This is a genomic window from Pseudomonas sp. MT3 (assembly GCF_054720805.1).
Map to the genome: position 1 here is coordinate 23,582 of NZ_JBTVPY010000030.1, position 16,946 is coordinate 40,527.

Consider the following 16,946-nt stretch of genomic DNA (forward strand, 5'->3'; position numbering starts at 1 on the left):
CGACCGGACAGGCCCTAGAGCCTAGCGCCAAACCCTACGTCCCGGCGCGCCGATCGCTCAGGACGGTACCGCGACACGTCCCGGCATCGGGTAGGGCCTGGCGAAGGTGAACACCTCATCGCAAGCTCCCTGCGCCTGCAACAGCTCCAGCTTGCGCCGCGCCATCCATACATCGGGCAACTCTCCGGCCGGCAGCCACCACAGCGCCAGGCTCGGCGTCGGCAGCTTCTCCATCCAGTCGCGCTTGTTGCGCAGCACGGCGAGATGCTCACCGCCGTAGACGTACTCACGCAGCGCCTCGACGGACGTCCAGAGCGACAGGTTGACGATGATCAGCGGGTCGTCGAAGGCACGGATCGAAGTGGCATCGCCCTCATCGGTCTGCAGGCGCCAGATGAACCCGGGGCTCGCCTCGGCCAGCCGGTTGATGGCGTCCAGTTGATCGACGAAGCCTTTCATCAGGGGCTGGTCCAGCGGTGCGCGGGCCTTGGCGATATTGACTTGGGCGAGGTGGTAGTTCGAAGACATGAGCATTCCCTGGCAAAGTGTTTGATCCAGCACGACAGCGGGCGGCACGACGATCTCGCGTGCCGCCCGTACAGCTCAGCGTTTCAGGGCATCGATCCAGAATGGACGCTCGATTTCCTCCTGGATATCGGCACGGCTCAGGCCGATATCCTTGAGCGCCTCATCGCTCAAGCCAGCCAGCAGGCGGCGCTGACGAGCCAGTTCGTGCCATTGCAGCAACCGCTTCAGGGCACGTTTCCACAGCGGCGCGGCCGGCGCCTCGTGAGCATGATGGAACATCGATACGAAACCCGGTTGACCTTTCATCGTGCATCCCTCCATGTGGGCCTGGATGCAGTCTCGCCTCGGCGCTAAGATCAATCCAACGAATCATTCTTATGCATTCCATCTCGGAGATTGATGAATGGGCAGCTTCCCCAGCATCGACAGCGAACTGCTGCGCACCTTCGTCGCCATTGCCGATCACGGCGGCTTCACCCGCGCCGCCGAGGTGGTCAACCGCACCCAGTCGGCGGTGAGCATGCAGATGAAACGCCTGGAAGAGGACGTGCTGGAACGCGCGCTGTTCGAGCGTGATGGACGGCAGGTGCGCCTGACGCCGGAGGGCCAGGTACTGCTGGGCTTTGCGCGGCGCATCCTGCGCCTGCAGGGCGAGGTGTTCAACACCCTGCGCCAGCCGCACATGGTCGGCGCGGTGAAGATCGGCACGCCGGACGACTACGTGATGCGCTTCCTGCCGGAGATTCTTTCGCGCTTCGCCCAGGCCTATCCGCTCGTGCAGGTGGAAGTGCACTGCGACTCGTCAGCCCAATTGCTGATGCGCAACGACCTCGACCTGTCCATCGTGACCCGCGAACCCGGCACCGAGATCGGCCAGTTGCTGCGCCAGGAACCCTTCGTCTGGATGGCCGCCGAAGGCTTCTGCCCGCAGGACCAGCGCCCTCTGCCGCTGGCGATGTTCAATACCACCTGCTTCTGCCGCGCCTGGGCCTGCAACGCCCTGGAAGCACTGGAAATCGACTACCGCATCGCCTACAGCAGCCCAAGCCTGTCGGCGCTGTTCGCGGTGGCCAGCGCCGGCCTGGCGGTGACCGCGCAACTGCGCAGCCTGCTGACCGGCAACCTGCGCATCCTCGGCGAGGAGGAGGGGCTGCCGCTGCTGCCCAACGCCAGCATCGTACTGCTGCGCGGGGCAAAGATGACGCCGGTCACCGACAAGCTGGCGGAGTACATCGTCGAAGGCTTCCGCGCCTGACGGGAGACCGGGGCGCGTCCGCGGCGGGAATCGATGAGACAGCTGTTCAACAAATAGCCATCGCGCTAAATTAATGCGCAATTATCTGCTCACTCCGGACGCTCCCCCAGGGCGTCTCCCCAGGCTCTCTATCCAGGAGACGTGCGATGGCCCGGCCAGACCCGACCTGCGAAGCACTCAAACTCGACAACCAGTTGTGCTTCGCCCTCTACTCCACCTCCCTGCAGATGACCAAAGTCTACAAGCCGCTGCTGCAGGCACTGGGGCTCACCTACCCGCAATACATCGCCATGCTGGTGCTGTGGGAAGGCGACGGCATCACCGTCGGCGAAATCAGCGCGCGGATGCTCACCGACCCCGGCTCCCTCACCCCTCTGCTCAAGCGCCTGGAAGCCGAAGGCCTGATCACCCGCACCCGCAGCCAGGCCGACGAGCGCGTGGTGCAGCTGCGCCTGACCGACAAGGGTCGCGAACTGCGCCGACAGGCGGAGAGCATTCCAGGCTGCATCCTCGCCAGCAGCCGTCTAACGTTGGAAAAGCTCCAGCAACTTCAACAGGAATTGGTGGAGCTGCGCGAACAGCTGCAAGCCCCATGATCCGGGGCTTATGCCTGAGCGCACCGTTCTTTAGTCCGAAATCTTCCAGCATTTATCTTGCGCACTAAATTAAATCGAACTAACTTTATCCCCACGCACTGCTTAGCGCACAAGATATTAACCAGCAAGACAATCGGAGACACCACCATGCAAACCATCAAAGCTCTCTACACCGCCACCGCTACCGCCACCGGAGGCCGCGACGGCCGCGCCGTTTCCTCGGACGGCATCCTCGACGTGAAACTGAGCACGCCGCGCGAACTGGGCGGTGCGGGCGGCGAAGCCACCAACCCGGAACAGCTGTTCGCCGCCGGCTACTCGGCCTGCTTCATCGGCGCCATCAAGTTCGTCGCCAGCCAGAGCAAGAAACAAATCCCGGCGGACGCTTCGATCACCGGCAAGGTCGGCATCGGCCAGATCCCCGGCGGGTTCGGCCTGGAAGTGGAACTGAACATCAACCTGCCGGGACTGGATCTGGCCGATGCCCAGGACCTGGTCGCCAAGGCTCACCAGGTCTGCCCCTACTCCAACGCCACCCGCGGTAACATCGACGTACGCCTGAACGTGAGCGTCTGAGAAAAGCCAGACGGCAGAAACGAAAAAGCCCGGCATCAGCCGGGCTTTTTCTTGTCTCGGTTCAGGCTCAGGCCTTGACGCGGGACTTGTACTCGCCGGTGCGGGTATCGATTTCGATCGAGTCGCCGATTTCGCAGAACGCGGAAACCTGCAGCTCGGCACCGTTCTTCAGGCGAGCGGTCTTCATCACTTTACCGGAGGTGTCGCCACGGACAGCCGGCTCGGTGTAGACGATTTCGCGAACGATGGTGGTCGGCAGTTCAACGGAGATGACTTTCTCGTTGTAGAAGACCGCTTCGCAGACGTCGGCCATGCCGTCTTCGATGAAGGTCAGCACGCCTTCCAGATCGTCTTTCTCGATTTCGTACTGGTTGAACTCGGTGTCCATGAAGACATACAGCGGGTCCGCGAAGTAGGAATAGGTGACTTCCTTGCGATCGAGGATGATCGGCTCCAGCTTGTCGTCGGCCTTGAACACGGTCTCGGTGCCGGCACCGGTCAGCAGGTTCTTCAGCTTCATCTTGACGACCGCGGAGTTACGGCCGGACTTGTTGAACTCGGCCTTCTGGATGACCCAGGGGGCGCCATTGATGTTGGCAACCTGGCCAGCGCGGAACTCTTGTGCGGTTTTCATACGATTATCCGATTGGATTGGAGACAAAAATCAGGGGCCATATCATAGCCAATTTGTATAAAAACGCACCAGCCCCGCGGCAAGATCGGTTGGTTCGGTCAAACGCCGCTGCCAATTGCCAACCCACGCGGACCATTCCGGCAGCCGCCCGTCCAGTCTTCGCCAGGCCTCACCGGCCTCCCCCCGCCCGTTCCAGGCCAGCCAGAAATCGCTCAACGCCTCCCGCAGCGACGCATCCATGCCCTCGGCGAACAGCGCCAGGAAGGCCTCCAGCTTTTCCAGATGGAGGTCGTCCTCCTGCTGGTAGATGTGCCAGACGAAGGGGCGCCCGGCCCACTGCGCGCGGACGAAGGAGTCCTCGCCACGCACCGCGTTGATGTCGCAGCTCCACAGCAACGGGTCGTAGTCTTCCTGGCGGACGAACGGCAGCACCTGCACGCGAAGAGCGCCACGCTCGCAGCCCTGCCCTACCCCCAGCGGCCGCTGCGCCCAGCGCCGGACATCACCCAGCACCCGCCCTTCGGGCACCAGCAGCAGGGTTGGCGTCGCCCCCTCGGCCAAGGCGTCCAGCCAGCCGGCGAGCCCGGGGTTTTCATAGGCGAACAGGGAAATGCGCCGCTCCCCGTAGCGTACCTGCACGCCGAGGCTTTCGAGGAAACGAGCGCCGCTATCGGGATCGGACTGGAAAGCATCCCGGCGCCGGATCAGATCGCCTTCACGCAGCAACCCGCCGGTGAGCGGTGTGAAGCCGGGGAAATAGAAGTATTTCTGCAGGCCGTTGGGCTGCATGGATGGGAGGCCGTGGCAGGACTCCACCCAGGGCTCGGCGCTGAGATATTCGAGGTTCAGCCACAGCGAAGGCTTCGGCCGCCGGGTCATCGCTTCTATATAGGCAGGCGGCATGGCACAGGCGAAGGCTTCGATCACCACATCCGCCGCATCGGTATCGCGCCAGGCCTGCGGCCAATGCCGAATCTCCACGCCGGACAGCCGCTGTGATTGCGCCTGCACATCGGCCTGGGGGCAGATGCGCACGAAAGCCGCCAGGTCATCCACCCACAGGCGTACCGCCTGCCCGTGCTCGACCGCCAATTGGCGCGCCAGGCGCCAGGTGACACCGATGTCGCCATAGTTGTCGACCACACTGCAGAAGATGTCCCAGCTCGCCATGCGCTTTCCCTGGTATCAGAAGGCGCCAGTGTACCCGCGATCCGGCCTATTCTCCTTAAGCCGATGAATCCGTTGAAAAAAGCATGCAAAAAACATTTGCGTTCGGACAAACCTTTGAGTAAAGTGCGCGCCTCGACAGACACAGCGCTGTCGAGAAATCTGGTGAGGTGTCCGAGCGGTTGAAGGAGCACGCCTGGAAAGTGTGTATACGAGAAATCGTATCGAGGGTTCGAATCCCTCCCTCACCGCCAGATCATGAAAAAGCCCGGCTAAGCAATTAGCCGGGCTTTTTCGTTATGCCATCACACTTTCTTCACGCCCTGCAAGTTGTCACTCGGACAACTCATTACGGCGATTAAACAGTTGCTCGATGATTAGTGACAATCATCTGACAGCTTGGTTCCCCACCACCGGAAACAGGCTATCCTCCCTGCTGACACCCATTGGAAACACTCCTTTGCCAGATTGGACAGTTTTTGCCCAAATCCGCCTCGGGCAACTGCAAAGACCGTCCTAACATGAAAAAAAAGTGCCGTACTTGCGTCCGGTCAGTTTACTTACTACAAGTAATGAGTACTATGTAGTCCGGCTAATTTCCCAGTCCTGGGAGATTGCTTTTAATGGAAATGTCCACCTTAAGGGGAACACGATGAACAACGTTCTGAAATTCTCTGCTCTGGCTCTGGCCGCTGTTCTGGCCACCGGTTGCAGCAGCAACTCCAAAGAAACCGAAGCTCGTCTGACTGCTACTGAAGACGCTGCTGCTCGCGCTCAAGCCCGTGCTGACGAAGCCTATCGCAAGGCTGACGAAGCTCTGGCCGCCGCTCAGAAAGCCCAGCAGACCGCTGACGAGGCTAACGAGCGCGCCCTGCGTATGCTGGACAAAGCCAGCCGCAAGTAATAGATCTTCGGATCTGTTCGAAAAACCGACCCCCCGGGGTCGGTTTTTTTATGCCTGCGATTTCTCTTGCGCCGACAGAAAGCATGCCCACGGGAAATGACGGGCAAGAAAAAGCCCGCTCGAAGCGGGCTCTTTCATAGCAGTACGAGTTACTGCAGCGACATGGCGTCCTGATCGACAGTGGCCGCCACCGGAGCGCCCTCCGCTTGCGGCTGGGCAATGGCGACCGGCAGGCCATCTTCGGCAGCCACCACTTCACGGACCACGTTCCAGTCCATCTGCATCTGACTGGCGATGTCTTCACGCTTGAGCAGCGCATTGATCACCGCAGTGTGCTTGTCGACCACCGACGGATTGCCGTTGTCGTCGATCGGCGCATGGGCCTCGAGATAGATCTTGCCTTCGCTGCGGCCGAACTTGTAGGGCTCGTTGATGATGCGCACCTTGGTGCCCACCGGAATCATCGAGAACAACTGGGTCACGTCCCAGTTGTACATACGGAAGCAGCCGTGACTGGTACGGGTACCGATACCGAACTTCTTGTTCGAGCCGTGGATCAGGTAACCGTGGAAGCCCAGGCTCATCTTGTACGGACCCAGCGGATTGTCCGGCCCCGGCGGCACCACGGACGGCAGCGGATCGCCATCGGCAGCGTGCTCGGCACGAATCGAAGCCGGCGGATACCAGGCCGGGTCCTTGGTCTTGGCGATCACGCTGGTACTGCCGACCGGCGAACCCCAACCCTCGCGACCGATACCCAGGGCGTAGGTGTAGACGACGTTCTTGTCCTTGGGGAAATAGTACAGGCGGTACTCGGCCAGGTTGATCACCACGCCTTCGCGCGGCCCCGCCGGGAGGATGAAGCGGGTCGGAATGATGACTTCGGTGCCCACGCCCGGCAGCCAGGCATCGACGCCCGGGTTGGCAGCCAGCATTTCGGAGTAGCCGAGGCCGTACTTCTCGCCGAGGTCGGCAAAAGTGTCTTCGTACTTGGCCTTGATCACCTGGACCTGGCCGACGATATCGTCGCCCTGAGCCGGCAATGGCAATTCAATGGCGGAAACGGGGCCGGCCGAGAGCAGCGCGGCTAAGGACAGCGAGCAGGCGGCAATAACGCGCGACAACATCCGGGAATCCTTGACAAGGGCAATGGGCAAAGGGGTAACAGTTTACCATTGCGAACCACGTCACTGGGAGATATCAGACGAGCCAGGAGGTCCGCGCGCCGCGCTTTTCCTGTTCCAGTTGTTTCAGGCAGGCGCTGCAGATGCGCCGGTCGCGCAGCAGCGGCTTCTCAAGTCCGCGCCAGAGCGGCTGGGCCGGCAGCAGGCTGCCGCAGAGCGTGCGGTCGGCCGGCGTCCCCAGCTCCAGCTGACGCGCAACGAGGTGCACCCGGACCTCGCGGCAGGCGAACAGATCCAGCTGCTCGTCGGGTTCGATCAACTGGTAGGCGAAGTGGGTCCAGGCGGGGCGCGGCATAGGGGGTTCCAGAAGGGTGCGCAAACATAGCCGAAAGGCCGTTCGCGGGGAAGCCTTGATACTGCGGTTTCTCAGAGCAATGGCTTGAGCGTCGGCCAGACGTTGTCGAGCAGTTTAGGTTGCGCGACGGTGGCCGGATGGATTCCGTCCGCCTGCATCATCGACGGCACGCCGCCGACCCCGTCGAGGAAGAACGGCACCAGCGCGATCTGCTGCTCCCGGGCCACGCTCTCGAACACCCGGGCGAAGGCATCGGTGTAGCGCGGGCCGTAGTTCGGCGGCAGCTTCATGCCCAGCAACAGCACCTTGGCCCCCGCCTTCCGCGACTGCTGAACCATGTCGCTAAGATTCTGTTGCAATTGCGCCGGGGCCATTCCGCGCAGCCCGTCATTGCCACCCAGCTCGATCACCACCAGCGCGGGCTTTTGCTCCGAAAGCAGCGCCGGCAGGCGCGCGAGGCCACCCGCGCTGGTGTCACCGCTGATCGAGGCATTGACCACCCGGTAGTCGAAACCCTGCGCCTTCAGGCGCTTGTCCAGCAGGCTCACCCACCCCTGGCTGGTATCCAGCCCCAAACCGGCGCTGATACTATCGCCGACGATCAACAGCGTCTGCGCCGCGGCCTGCTGCGCAATCAGAAGCAACGCCAGGCAGCCGCCCATTAGCCATGCACGCATCGGATTCTCCATGAGCGAACGCATTCTCACCGCGCGGAACCTTAGCAAGGTTGTTTCCAGCGCGGAAGGCAAGCTGACCATCCTCCACGACCTCTCCCTCGATCTTTCCCGCGGCGACAGCCTGGCCATCGTCGGCAGCTCGGGCTCGGGCAAGTCCACCCTCCTGGGCCTGCTCGCCGGGCTGGACTTGCCGTCGGGCGGCGACATCCTCCTGCTCGGCCATTCGCTGGGCAGCCTGGATGAAGACCAGCGCGCGCGCGTCCGCGCCGCCCATGTCGGCTTCGTATTCCAGTCGTTCCAACTGCTCGACAGCCTCAACGCTCTGGAAAACGTCATGCTGCCGCTGGAGCTCGACGGCCGGGCGGACGCCCGGCAACGCGCTCGCGAGCTACTGGAGCGCGTCGGCCTCGGCCAGCGCCTGACCCACTACCCCCGCCAGCTCTCCGGCGGCGAGCAGCAACGAGTCGCCATCGCCCGCGCCTTTGCCGCCGAGCCGGACGTGCTGTTCGCCGACGAACCCACCGGCAACCTCGACACCACCACCGGCGAGCGCATCAGCGACCTGCTGTTCGAGCTCAACCGCGAGCGTGGCACCACCCTGGTGCTGGTGACCCACGACGAACGCCTGGCCCATCGCTGCCAACGTCTGATCCGCCTGGAAAGCGGCCACCTGATCGACCACGCCGAACCCTGACGGACGAGAACCGATGAAGTCACTGTCGCTGCCCAACCTGTTCCGCCTCGCCCTGCGCCAACTGTGGCGCGAAGGGCGCAGCGGCGAGTTGCGGGTGTTGTTCTTCGCCCTGCTGGTCGCCGTGGCGGCCAGCTCCGCCATCGGCTACTTCAGCGCCAGGCTGAACGCCGCGATGCTGGTGCGCGCCGCCGAATTTCTCGGCGCCGACCTGGTGCTCAGCGGCACCCGGCCCGCCACCGGCGAGCAGGTCGACAGCGGCCTCAGGCTCGGCCTGCAGCACGCACGCAGCGTCGAGTTTTCCAGCGTGGTGGCCACCGACCAGGGCATCCAGCTCAGCAGCGTCAAGGCGGTGGGCGACAGCTACCCCTTGCGCGGCGAACTCAAGAGCGCGCCGGAACCCCTGCAGCCCGAGATCGAAGGCGGCCGCCCGCAGCCGGGGGAAATCTGGGTCGAATCGCGACTGCTGGCAAGCCTCGAGCTGAAGGTCGGCGACAGTGTCGACATCGGCCGCACGCCCCTGCGCATCGCTCGCGTGTTGACCTACGAGCCGGATCGCGCCGGCGACTTCTACAGCCTGACGCCACGGGTGCTGATGAACCTGCAGGACCTGGATGCCACCGGCGTGGTGCAGCCCGGCAGCCGCGTGCGCTACCGCGACCTCTGGGGCGGCCCGCCCGAGGCGCTGCAGGCTTATCGCCAGGCGACGAAGAACAGCCTCGCCGCCAACCAGCAACTGCAGGACGCCCACCACGGCAACCGGCAGATCGGCGACGCCCTGGGTCGCGCCGAACGCTACCTGAACCTCGCCAGCCTCGCCGCCGTGCTGCTCGCAGGCGTCGCCGTGGCGCTGTCGGCCAACCGCTTCGCCAGCCGCCGCTTCGACGCCAGCGCGCTGCTGCGCTGCCTCGGTCTGTCGCACCGGGAAGCCCTGCTGCTGTACGGCACGCAACTGTTCACGCTGGGACTGCTCGCCAGCCTCTGCGGCGCCTTCCTCGGCTGGCTCGCCCAGCTTGGCCTGATGCACCTGCTGGGCAACCTGCTGCCGCCGCAGATCCCCGAAGCCGGAATCTTCCCCGCACTGGCCGGCATGGCCACCGGCTTCGTCGCCCTCGTCGGCTTCGCCCTGCCGCCGCTGGCCGCCCTCGGCCGCGTGCCGCCGCTGCGGGTACTGCGCAGCGACCTGCTGCCCGTGCCCATGCGTACCTGGATGGCCTATGCCTGCGCGCTGCTCGCCTTGGGCCTGATCATGTGGCGCCTGAGCCTGGACCTGAAGCTCACCCTCGCCCTGCTCGGCGGCGGCGCCATCGCCGCGGTGATCCTCGGCTTCATCATGCTGCTCGCCCTGCGCGGACTTCGCAGCGCGCTGCAGGGCGCCAGCCTGTCCTGGCGCCTCGGCCTCGGACAACTGCTGCGCCACCCGCTGGCGGCCGCCGGACAGAGCCTGGCCTTCGGCCTGATCCTGCTGGCGATGGCGCTCATCGCGCTGCTGCGCGGCGAGCTGCTGGACACCTGGCACGCACAACTGCCGGCGAACGCACCCAATCACTTCGCGCTGAACATCCTGCCCGCCGAGAAGGACAGCTTCGAGCAGCGGGTGAAGAAACTCTCGCCCAATGCCGAAGACCTCTACCCGATGGTGCCCGGCCGCCTGGTGGCGGTGAATGGCCAGCCGGTCCATGCGCTGAACGAGGACGTCCGCAGCGAACGCGCCCTGCAGCGCGATCTCGGGCTGACCTGGTCGGCGCGCCTGCCGGCGGGCAATCAGATCGTCGCCGGGCAGTGGTGGCAGGCGGGCGAGAACAACGGGCTCCCCGGTGTATCGGTGGAGGAAAAACTCGCCGGCAACCTCGGCCTGAACGTCGGCGACCGCCTGAGCTTCAGCGTTGCCGGCCAGACCCGCGAGGCACAGGTGCGCAGCCTGCGCTCGGTGAAATGGGACAACTTCCAGCCGAACTTCTTCATGGTCTTCGAACCCGGCACCCTCACCGACCTGCCGGTAACCTACCTGACCAGCTTCTACCTGCCGATCAGCCAGGAGCGCGACCTGATCGAACTGGCGCGCGCCTTCCCCACCGTCACGCTGCTGCCGGTGGATGCGTTGCTCGCACAGTTGCGCAGCATCCTCGACCAGGTGACGCTGGCGGTGGAGTACGTGCTGGTGTTCGTCCTCGCCGCCGGCTTCGTGGTGCTCTTCGCCGGCCTGCAGGCCACCCTCGACGAACGCCTGCGCCAGGGCGCCCTGCTCCGCGCCCTGGGCGCGGAACGCCAACTGCTGATGCGCACCCGGCGCAGCGAGTTCGCCCTGCTCGGGGCGGTCAGCGGACTGCTCGCGGCGCTGGGCTGCGAACTGATCAGCTACCTGCTCTACCGGATGGTCTTCGAGCTGCCGTGGAGCCCGCATCCCTGGCTGCTCGCACTGCCCGTGCTGGGCGCACTGCTGGTGGGCGGCGCCGGGCTGCTCGGCACGCGGCGGGCGTTGAGCGTGAGCCCGTTGCGCCTGCTGCGCGAAGGCTGATCGGGTAGACTCCGGTCATCATTCCTGTCACCTCGGAAGCCATGAGCCGTTATCGCCCTCCCCGCCCCGCCGGTACCCCGCTGATCACCCCCGAAGGCGAAGCGCGCCTGCGCGCCGAGCTGCACGAACTGTGGAACGTGCGCCGTCCGCAAGTGACCCAGTCGGTCAGCGAGGCGGCGGCCCAGGGTGATCGTTCGGAGAACGCCGAGTACACCTATGGCAAGAAGATGCTGCGGGAGATCGACAGCCGCGTGCGCTTCCTGCGCAAGCGCCTGGAGAACTGCAAGGTGGTGAGCGAGCGTCCGGCCGACCCGAACAAGGTCTACTTCGGTGCCTGGGTCACACTGGAGGACGAGGACGGGGAGCAGGCACGCTATCGCATCGTCGGCCCGGACGAACTCGACCTGCGCAACAATCACATCAGCATCGACTCGCCACTCGCCCGCGCCCTGGTGGGCAAGGAGCTGGACGCCGAGGTGATGGTGCGCAGCCCGGCCGGTGAAAAGATGTGGTTCGTGATCGAGATCGAGTATCCCTGAACCATCATCGGCACGATGAAGGGATATGCCCTTGCAGAAGCGAACTTGCTCGCGAACCCGCCTCGGCTCCGGCGCTGCCGGTGAATCCGTTCGCGAGCAAGCTCGCTTCTACAGGAATAAACCGGGATCAGAACGGCTGCGGCCGCCGGGTGATCAGCCCCTGCCGGGCGACACGGGTGAGTTCGCGAACCGTGGACTCCAACTGCCCGGCACTGGGCGCCTGGACCACGGCGAAGTCGAAGCGGTCGGATGGGAAACGGGCGATGTCGGCGACGGTTTCGGCGAACTGGACCAGGAACGTACGCGAACCGTTCCAGCGCTTGGGCCAGCCATCGAGATAACGAACGAGAGTGGGCTGGTGATTGCCGCCCAGGAGGATCTTCGGGTTGCGACGCACCAGGCTGGTGGTGATGGGGGCCAGGCGCACATGCGGGTTGGGGCAGGTCATGGTCTCTAGTCTTCCGCCTCTTGAGTCCTGCTGGACGCGGCGAGAGGCACACCGAAACCAGCGCTTTAGCGGTATTTCGATGTCGGCTTCGCCGCATCCGCGCCCCGCAAGTTGCTACTTAAATCGGCGCTGTTCGGCATCCTAGATAAGCCCCGGCGATACTGTCAAGGCGACTTCTGTCGAGGGAAACACAATGAGCACACCCCCGCTGCGGCTGTTCTTCGCCCTGCCCTGTCCACCGGAGCTGGCGGAAGCGATCTGCACCTGGCGCACCGGCCTGCACCTGGATGGCCAGGGCGTCGCGCAGGCCAATCTGCACCTGACCCTGGCCTTCCTCGGCGCCATCCCCCGTGGCCGCAAGGCGGACCTGCTGGCCATCGGCGCGAGCCTGCCGCGCCGCACGTTCACCCTGCAACTGGACCGCCTGGCCCGCTGGCGGAACGGCATCCTGCACCTGGCGCCAAGCACGGTGCCCGACGAACTCCACGAGCTGGCGCAGGCCCTGCGCGAAGCGCTGCAGGCCAATGCCTTCGAGGTCGAGCAGCGGCCGTTCCATCCACACCTGACCCTGGCGCGCCACGCCCACACCCTGCCGCCCGCGCAACCGTCCTTCGAATGGCCGGCCCGCGCGATCACCCTGTACAGCTCGGAAAACAGCCCGACGGGCGTGCGCTATCGCCCTCTCGGCGAATGGCCGCTAGACCACCCCTGACTGCGCGTAGTCGAGGAAGCGACGCAACGCCGCCGTGGGGAATTTGTCGATGTGCAACGCGCGGAAGAAGGTGCGCCGCAGCGGCCCCAGTGGATTGTCCAGGCGCACCAGCTCTCCCCGCGCCAGCTCCGCGTGGACCACGCGCTGCGACAGGCAGGTGATCCCCGCCCCACGGCCCACCAGATGCTTGATCGCCTCGGCGTTGCTGATTTCCAGCGGCGCGTTCAGGCTACCCAGGCGCGGCAGCACCTGCTGCTCGAACGTGACGCGGGTGCCCGATCCGGACTCGCGCAAGACCCAGCGTGCCGCCGCCAGGTCCTCCAGGCTGACCTGCCGCGCCAGCGCCAGCGGATGGTCCGGCGCGGCCACCAGCAGCAGCTCATCGTCGGTCCAGGGCGTGAGCTGGATCTGCGGATGCTGGATCGGCGCCTCGATGAAGGCCACGTCCAGACGAAACTCGGCCAGCGCCTCGATCACATCGCGGCTGTTGGCCACCTGCAATTGCAGCCGGCTGTCCGGCAACTCAGCGAGAAAGCCCGCCATCACTTGTGGCAACAGGTAGCCGCCGATGCTGCGGCTCGCCCCCAGGCTGAGCTGCACCGGCGTGCCCCCGAACAGGTTCTCCAGCTCCTCGCCCTGGGCCAGCAACGCGCTGGCCTTCGGATAGAAGGCGCGACCGTTGTCGTTCAGCGCCAGGCGCTTGCCACTGCGATCGAACAGACGTGTCCCCAGCGCCCGTTCCAGTTCCTGCAACGCCTGGCTTGCCGCCGACTGCGAGAGCGCGATGCGCGTGGCCGCCTGGGTGACATTGCCCAGTTCGGCAATCGCGGTGAAGGTCGCCAACTGGCGAAGGGTGATGCGAGGAGCCATATCGATAAAACCGTTCAACTCAATAAGAACAATCCGTTTTTACACTAAGTGGCGCCACGGCACCATGACGACACCTTACACAAGGAGCCCTTCATGAACGCCGCCCTACGCCGCCTGCCCTACTACCTGCCCGGCGCCCTGCTCTGCCTCGCCATCGCTTTCGGCTCGCGCCAACTGATGGAAATTCCCGCACTGCAACACCTGGGCCTCGGCAGCCTGACCCTGGCCATCCTGATCGGCCTGCTGGCGGGCAATCTCGGGCTCGCCCGCTTCGGCGGCATTCGTCCCGGCGTGGACCTGTCCCGCCAACAACTGCTGCGTCTGGGCGTCGTGCTCTATGGCCTGCGCCTGACCTTCCAGGACATCGCCGCCCTCGGCCCGGCCGTCCTGATCATCGACGTGCTGATGGTCGCCAGCACCCTGACCGTCGCCTGGTGGATCGGCGAGCGCTGGCTCAAGCTGCCGCGCGAAAGCGCCCTGCTGATCGGCGCCGGCAGCGCCATCTGCGGTGCCGCGGCGGTGATGGCGAGCAGCCCGGTGCTCAAGGCGCGCGCCGAGCACACCGCCGTCGCCGTGGCCACCGTGGTGCTGTTCGGCACCCTGGCGATGCTGTTGCACCCGATGATCTATGCCGCGCTGCCCAACCTGTTCGGCAGCGATCAGGCCTTCGGCGTGTTCAGCGGCTCGACCATCCATGAAGTCGCCCAGGTGGTCGCCGCCGGACGGGCTATGGACCCGGCCGCCGCCGACGCGGCGCTGATCAGCAAGATGCTGCGCGTCCTGCTGCTGGCCCCGGCGCTGCTGATCCTTGGCCGCGTCGGCAGCAGCGAAGTCGCCGAGCCGGGCCAACGCCGCAAGCTGCACGTTCCCGGTTTCGCCGTGGCCTTCCTGCTGGTCACCGGGCTGCGTTCGCTGGGCTGGGTTCCGCACAGCTGGCTGGCGCCGCTGCAACAGATGGACGACGTGATGCTGGGCATGGCGATGGCCGCCCTGGGACTGGCGACCTGCCTGGGCGACCTGCGCAAGGAAGGACCCAAGCCGCTGCTGCTGGGTGCTGGGCTGTTCGTCTTCCTGCTGGTCGGCGGCGGCCTGATCAATGGCGGCGTGCAGTACCTCTTCCACTGATCCGGCGAGCAAGGAAAAAGGGCGGACACCATCGGTGTCCGCCCTTTTTTTGCATTTCCCAGCGGCGATCAGCTGGACAGCTTGCGATCCAGGGAGAACGGACCGGCGCCGCTGATCAGCAACGCGACGCTGATCATGATCAGAGTGAAGGCATATTCGAAACCGTTGGCGGTGATGAAGAAGCCATTGACCAGGTGCACGCTGAACACGGCCACCAGCATGGCGACGATCAGCGGAATGCTCGCCAGGCGCACCAGCAGCCCCAGCACCAGCGCAAGGCCACCGAAGAACTCCGCACTGCCGGCCAGGACAGCCATCAGGTAGCCCGGGGTCACACCCAGGGACTCCAGCCATCCCGCCATGCCCTGCAGCCCCGGGCCGCCGAAGGCGCCGAAGAGCTTCTGCGAGCCGTGTGCCATGAAGGTCAGGCCAGTGGTGATGCGCAGGACAGCGATGCCTGCGCCGGCGTTGGTGGACAGGATGGATTTGATCAGCGGGTTCATGGTGAGTCCTTGTGCAGAAGGGAGTGGGCCGCAACCGTGGTTGCTTGGGGATCAATATAGACAATTATCTCGATACAAAAAGCGCAAAAATTCCCTTTAATCAATCGAAATAATCAATCATTTTTTGATCGTTGCCACGCTCTCCCGTGGCTCCAGGCCATCACGTTCACGCTGATATGCAAGATAGTACTTGTTGACGCTGCTGACATAGTTCACCACGCCCATGCCCAGCTGCTCGGCCGCCACCCGCTCGACCTGGAAGAACCAGCGGTTCGGGTCGAGCCCTTGCCGCCGCGCCTCCGCGCGCAGGCTCTGGATCCGCTCAGGGCCGGCGTTGTACGCCGCCAGCACGAAGGCCATGCGATCGCGCTCGTTGATCCGCGGACTGGAGAAGAAGCGCTTGCGCAGCATCGCCACATAGCGGCTGGCGGCCTGCACATTGCTTTCCTTCTGGTGCACGGAGCCCACTCCCACGGCACGCGCCGCCGCCGGGGTGATCTGCATCAGGCCGGTCGCGCCACCGGCCCCGCGCGCGCTGGCATTGAGGTTGGATTCCTTGAACGCCACCGCGGCCAGGGCCAGCCAGTCGACCTTGTTCTGCTCGGCGTAGCGTTGCAGGGTCGGGCGCACCGCTTCCAGACGCTTGCGATCGGTGGCCACCAGCGGGTTGCGCACCTGGTAGGCGCGCCGATAGAGACGCCGGAAGGCGCTGTCCTGGTCCGCCGGCGGACGGTATTCCTTGAGGAAGCCGTTGACGCTGGCGCGCAGCATCGGCGCATCGCGGCGCACGTACCAGGTCATGCTTTCGGTGTTGTCCAGCACCAGGTGCCGGTCGACGCGCAGCTTGGTGAAGACCTTGGCCCAGCGCTCGGCGATGGGCTGCTCGACCACGGTGTAGTTGAAGATACCGGCCTGGACCATCTCCAGCACGTCTTCCACAGCCAGCGAGGAGTCGGTCCATTCCAGCACCAGCGGCGCCATCCGGCGCTGGGCCAGACGCTCGTTGACCCGCTGTATGGCCTCCCCGGCCGCGCTGCCGGCCGGCAGGGTGATGGTGCGGCCGGCGAGCTGCTCCAGCCGTACGAAGCGGCGGTTGCCCTGCTTGGTCACCAGCACCAGCGGTACGTCCTGCTTCCACGGCAGGCTGGCGCTGACATTCTGCCCATCGCGGGCCAGCAGGATCTCGCCGGGGGCGACCAGATCGCCCTCGCCACGCTGCAGCGCGCCGAGCAGTTGATCCTTGGCCTTGGGAATGAATTTGATGGTGAGCGGTTTGCGGCCCGCGGCCGAGTCGTTCAGGTACTGCTCGAAGGCGCGCAGGCGGCGATATTCAATGCCGATGGGCTCGCCCTTGATCTCCCCGGAGCTGTTGCGACTCTGGTTGACCAGGACGCGGAGAACGCCACCGGAACGGATGGAGGCAAGATCATGGCTGCTGCCACTGTCCTGCTCCCAGTTTTCCGGCTGGGTCGTCAGGCGTGCAGTCGCCGGCAGTGGCATCAGGGCCACCAGGCACAGCATCAGCAGCAACAGTCGCGTCATCCAGCTCTCCAGGGGGGTTGCACACGGCACCGGCCCAATCAGAGCGCGGCGTTGGCCACAAGTTCCCGGCCGCCGAGGGCGCGCGAGGGTCTCATAGCAAGGGCCGTATGCCAACCCGAAATTCCGGAAGCACTTTCAGAAGTGGCTTCAACTATCTGTTTTCAAGGGTTTTTATGGAAAAA

Annotated in this window: 20 protein-coding genes and 1 tRNA gene; 10 read left to right on the plus strand and 11 right to left on the minus strand. The window is 64.8% G+C overall.

Going from position 1 to position 16,946, the window contains the following annotated elements:
- Window positions 1-57 precede the first annotated feature (57 nt).
- Together ACYCAX_RS23915 and ACYCAX_RS23920 are read right to left on the minus strand one after the other, a co-directional pair.
- Window positions 58-528 (minus strand): DUF3291 domain-containing protein, encoded by a 471-nt coding sequence (locus ACYCAX_RS23915; RefSeq protein ID WP_460248981.1) that lies wholly within the window; start codon window positions 526-528, stop codon window positions 58-60.
- A gap of 75 nt (window positions 529-603) precedes the next feature.
- The gene (locus ACYCAX_RS23920) at window positions 604-834 is read right to left on the minus strand and encodes a DUF1127 domain-containing protein (RefSeq protein ID WP_015477861.1); all 231 of its coding nucleotides are present in this window, start codon (window positions 832-834) and stop codon (window positions 604-606) included.
- A 97-nt stretch (window positions 835-931) separates the two neighbouring features.
- Between ACYCAX_RS23920 and ACYCAX_RS23925 the strand changes: the two genes are divergently transcribed.
- The 3 genes from ACYCAX_RS23925 (at window position 932) to ACYCAX_RS23935 (ending at window position 2,955) form a co-directional block, all read left to right on the plus strand.
- A complete protein-coding gene (locus ACYCAX_RS23925) occupies window positions 932-1,783 on the plus strand; it encodes a LysR substrate-binding domain-containing protein (RefSeq protein ID WP_460248982.1) in 852 nt (283 codons plus the stop codon).
- Between the two features lie 146 nt (window positions 1,784-1,929).
- Window positions 1,930-2,379, plus strand: coding sequence for a MarR family winged helix-turn-helix transcriptional regulator (locus ACYCAX_RS23930; RefSeq protein ID WP_294973531.1), 450 nt, complete (start codon window positions 1,930-1,932; stop codon window positions 2,377-2,379).
- A gap of 147 nt (window positions 2,380-2,526) precedes the next feature.
- Window positions 2,527-2,955, plus strand: coding sequence for an organic hydroperoxide resistance protein (locus tag ACYCAX_RS23935; protein WP_015477864.1), 429 nt, complete (start codon window positions 2,527-2,529; stop codon window positions 2,953-2,955).
- Between the two features lie 67 nt (window positions 2,956-3,022).
- Here ACYCAX_RS23935 and efp read toward each other — a convergent pair whose 3' ends face one another.
- Both efp and earP read right to left on the minus strand, forming a co-directional pair.
- On the minus strand, window positions 3,023-3,589 hold the full coding sequence (gene efp, locus ACYCAX_RS23940) for an elongation factor P (RefSeq protein WP_015477865.1): 567 nt from the start codon (window positions 3,587-3,589) through the stop codon (window positions 3,023-3,025).
- 42 nt (window positions 3,590-3,631) lie between these two features.
- The gene (gene earP, locus ACYCAX_RS23945; RefSeq protein ID WP_460248983.1) at window positions 3,632-4,759 is read right to left on the minus strand and encodes an elongation factor P maturation arginine rhamnosyltransferase EarP; all 1,128 of its coding nucleotides are present in this window, start codon (window positions 4,757-4,759) and stop codon (window positions 3,632-3,634) included.
- 161 nt (window positions 4,760-4,920) lie between these two features.
- Here earP and ACYCAX_RS23950 point away from each other — a divergent pair.
- A tRNA-Ser gene (locus ACYCAX_RS23950) sits at window positions 4,921-5,010 on the plus strand.
- Between the two features lie 398 nt (window positions 5,011-5,408).
- Window positions 5,409-5,660 (plus strand): outer membrane lipoprotei OprI, encoded by a 252-nt coding sequence (gene oprI / locus ACYCAX_RS23955; RefSeq protein WP_015477867.1) that lies wholly within the window; start codon window positions 5,409-5,411, stop codon window positions 5,658-5,660.
- A 149-nt stretch (window positions 5,661-5,809) separates the two neighbouring features.
- Here the strand turns inward: oprI and ACYCAX_RS23960 are convergent, their stop codons facing one another.
- The 3 genes from ACYCAX_RS23960 to ACYCAX_RS23970 form a co-directional block, all read right to left on the minus strand.
- Entirely contained in the window at window positions 5,810-6,787 is a 978-nt protein-coding gene (locus tag ACYCAX_RS23960) for a L,D-transpeptidase family protein (protein WP_015477868.1), read from the minus strand.
- 73 nt (window positions 6,788-6,860) lie between these two features.
- The gene (locus ACYCAX_RS23965) at window positions 6,861-7,139 is read right to left on the minus strand and encodes a hypothetical protein (RefSeq protein WP_015477869.1); all 279 of its coding nucleotides are present in this window, start codon (window positions 7,137-7,139) and stop codon (window positions 6,861-6,863) included.
- Between the two features lie 71 nt (window positions 7,140-7,210).
- The gene (locus tag ACYCAX_RS23970) at window positions 7,211-7,816 is read right to left on the minus strand and encodes an arylesterase (RefSeq protein ID WP_015477870.1); all 606 of its coding nucleotides are present in this window, start codon (window positions 7,814-7,816) and stop codon (window positions 7,211-7,213) included.
- Between the two features lie 10 nt (window positions 7,817-7,826).
- On the opposite strand from ACYCAX_RS23970, the gene ACYCAX_RS23975 reads away from it, so the two are divergent.
- From ACYCAX_RS23975 to greB, 3 genes are read left to right on the plus strand one after another with little or no spacing between them, the layout of a single operon-like run.
- On the plus strand, window positions 7,827-8,510 hold the full coding sequence (locus tag ACYCAX_RS23975; protein WP_015477871.1) for an ABC transporter ATP-binding protein: 684 nt from the start codon (window positions 7,827-7,829) through the stop codon (window positions 8,508-8,510).
- Window positions 8,511-8,523: 13 nt separating this feature from the next.
- Window positions 8,524-11,025, plus strand: a complete 2,502-nt coding sequence (locus ACYCAX_RS23980; protein WP_460248985.1) for an ABC transporter permease — start codon at window positions 8,524-8,526, stop codon at window positions 11,023-11,025.
- Window positions 11,026-11,066: 41 nt separating this feature from the next.
- Complete coding sequence (gene greB, locus ACYCAX_RS23985; RefSeq protein ID WP_015477873.1) at window positions 11,067-11,564, plus strand: transcription elongation factor GreB; 498 nt, start codon at window positions 11,067-11,069, stop codon at window positions 11,562-11,564.
- A 127-nt stretch (window positions 11,565-11,691) separates the two neighbouring features.
- Here the strand turns inward: greB and ACYCAX_RS23990 are convergent, their stop codons facing one another.
- Entirely contained in the window at window positions 11,692-12,012 is a 321-nt protein-coding gene (locus ACYCAX_RS23990; RefSeq protein ID WP_015477874.1) for a hypothetical protein, read from the minus strand.
- A 193-nt stretch (window positions 12,013-12,205) separates the two neighbouring features.
- On the opposite strand from ACYCAX_RS23990, the gene thpR reads away from it, so the two are divergent.
- The gene (thpR, locus tag ACYCAX_RS23995; RefSeq protein WP_460248987.1) at window positions 12,206-12,724 is read left to right on the plus strand and encodes an RNA 2',3'-cyclic phosphodiesterase; all 519 of its coding nucleotides are present in this window, start codon (window positions 12,206-12,208) and stop codon (window positions 12,722-12,724) included.
- Here thpR and ACYCAX_RS24000 read toward each other — a convergent pair.
- Complete coding sequence (locus ACYCAX_RS24000) at window positions 12,710-13,594, minus strand: LysR family transcriptional regulator (protein ID WP_460248988.1); 885 nt, start codon at window positions 13,592-13,594, stop codon at window positions 12,710-12,712. The genes thpR and ACYCAX_RS24000 overlap by 15 nt on opposite strands.
- 93 nt (window positions 13,595-13,687) lie before the next feature.
- Between ACYCAX_RS24000 and ACYCAX_RS24005 the strand changes: the two genes are divergently transcribed.
- Complete coding sequence (locus ACYCAX_RS24005; protein ID WP_460248989.1) at window positions 13,688-14,719, plus strand: YeiH family protein; 1,032 nt, start codon at window positions 13,688-13,690, stop codon at window positions 14,717-14,719.
- Window positions 14,720-14,787: 68 nt separating this feature from the next.
- Here the strand turns inward: ACYCAX_RS24005 and ACYCAX_RS24010 are convergent, their stop codons facing one another.
- Together ACYCAX_RS24010 and ACYCAX_RS24015 are read right to left on the minus strand one after the other, a co-directional pair.
- Window positions 14,788-15,222, minus strand: coding sequence for a DoxX family protein (locus tag ACYCAX_RS24010; protein ID WP_015477878.1), 435 nt, complete (start codon window positions 15,220-15,222; stop codon window positions 14,788-14,790).
- Window positions 15,223-15,339: 117 nt separating this feature from the next.
- Window positions 15,340-16,764, minus strand: coding sequence for an MltF family protein (locus ACYCAX_RS24015; protein ID WP_015477879.1), 1,425 nt, complete (start codon window positions 16,762-16,764; stop codon window positions 15,340-15,342).
- Window positions 16,765-16,946: the final 182 nt, after the last annotated feature.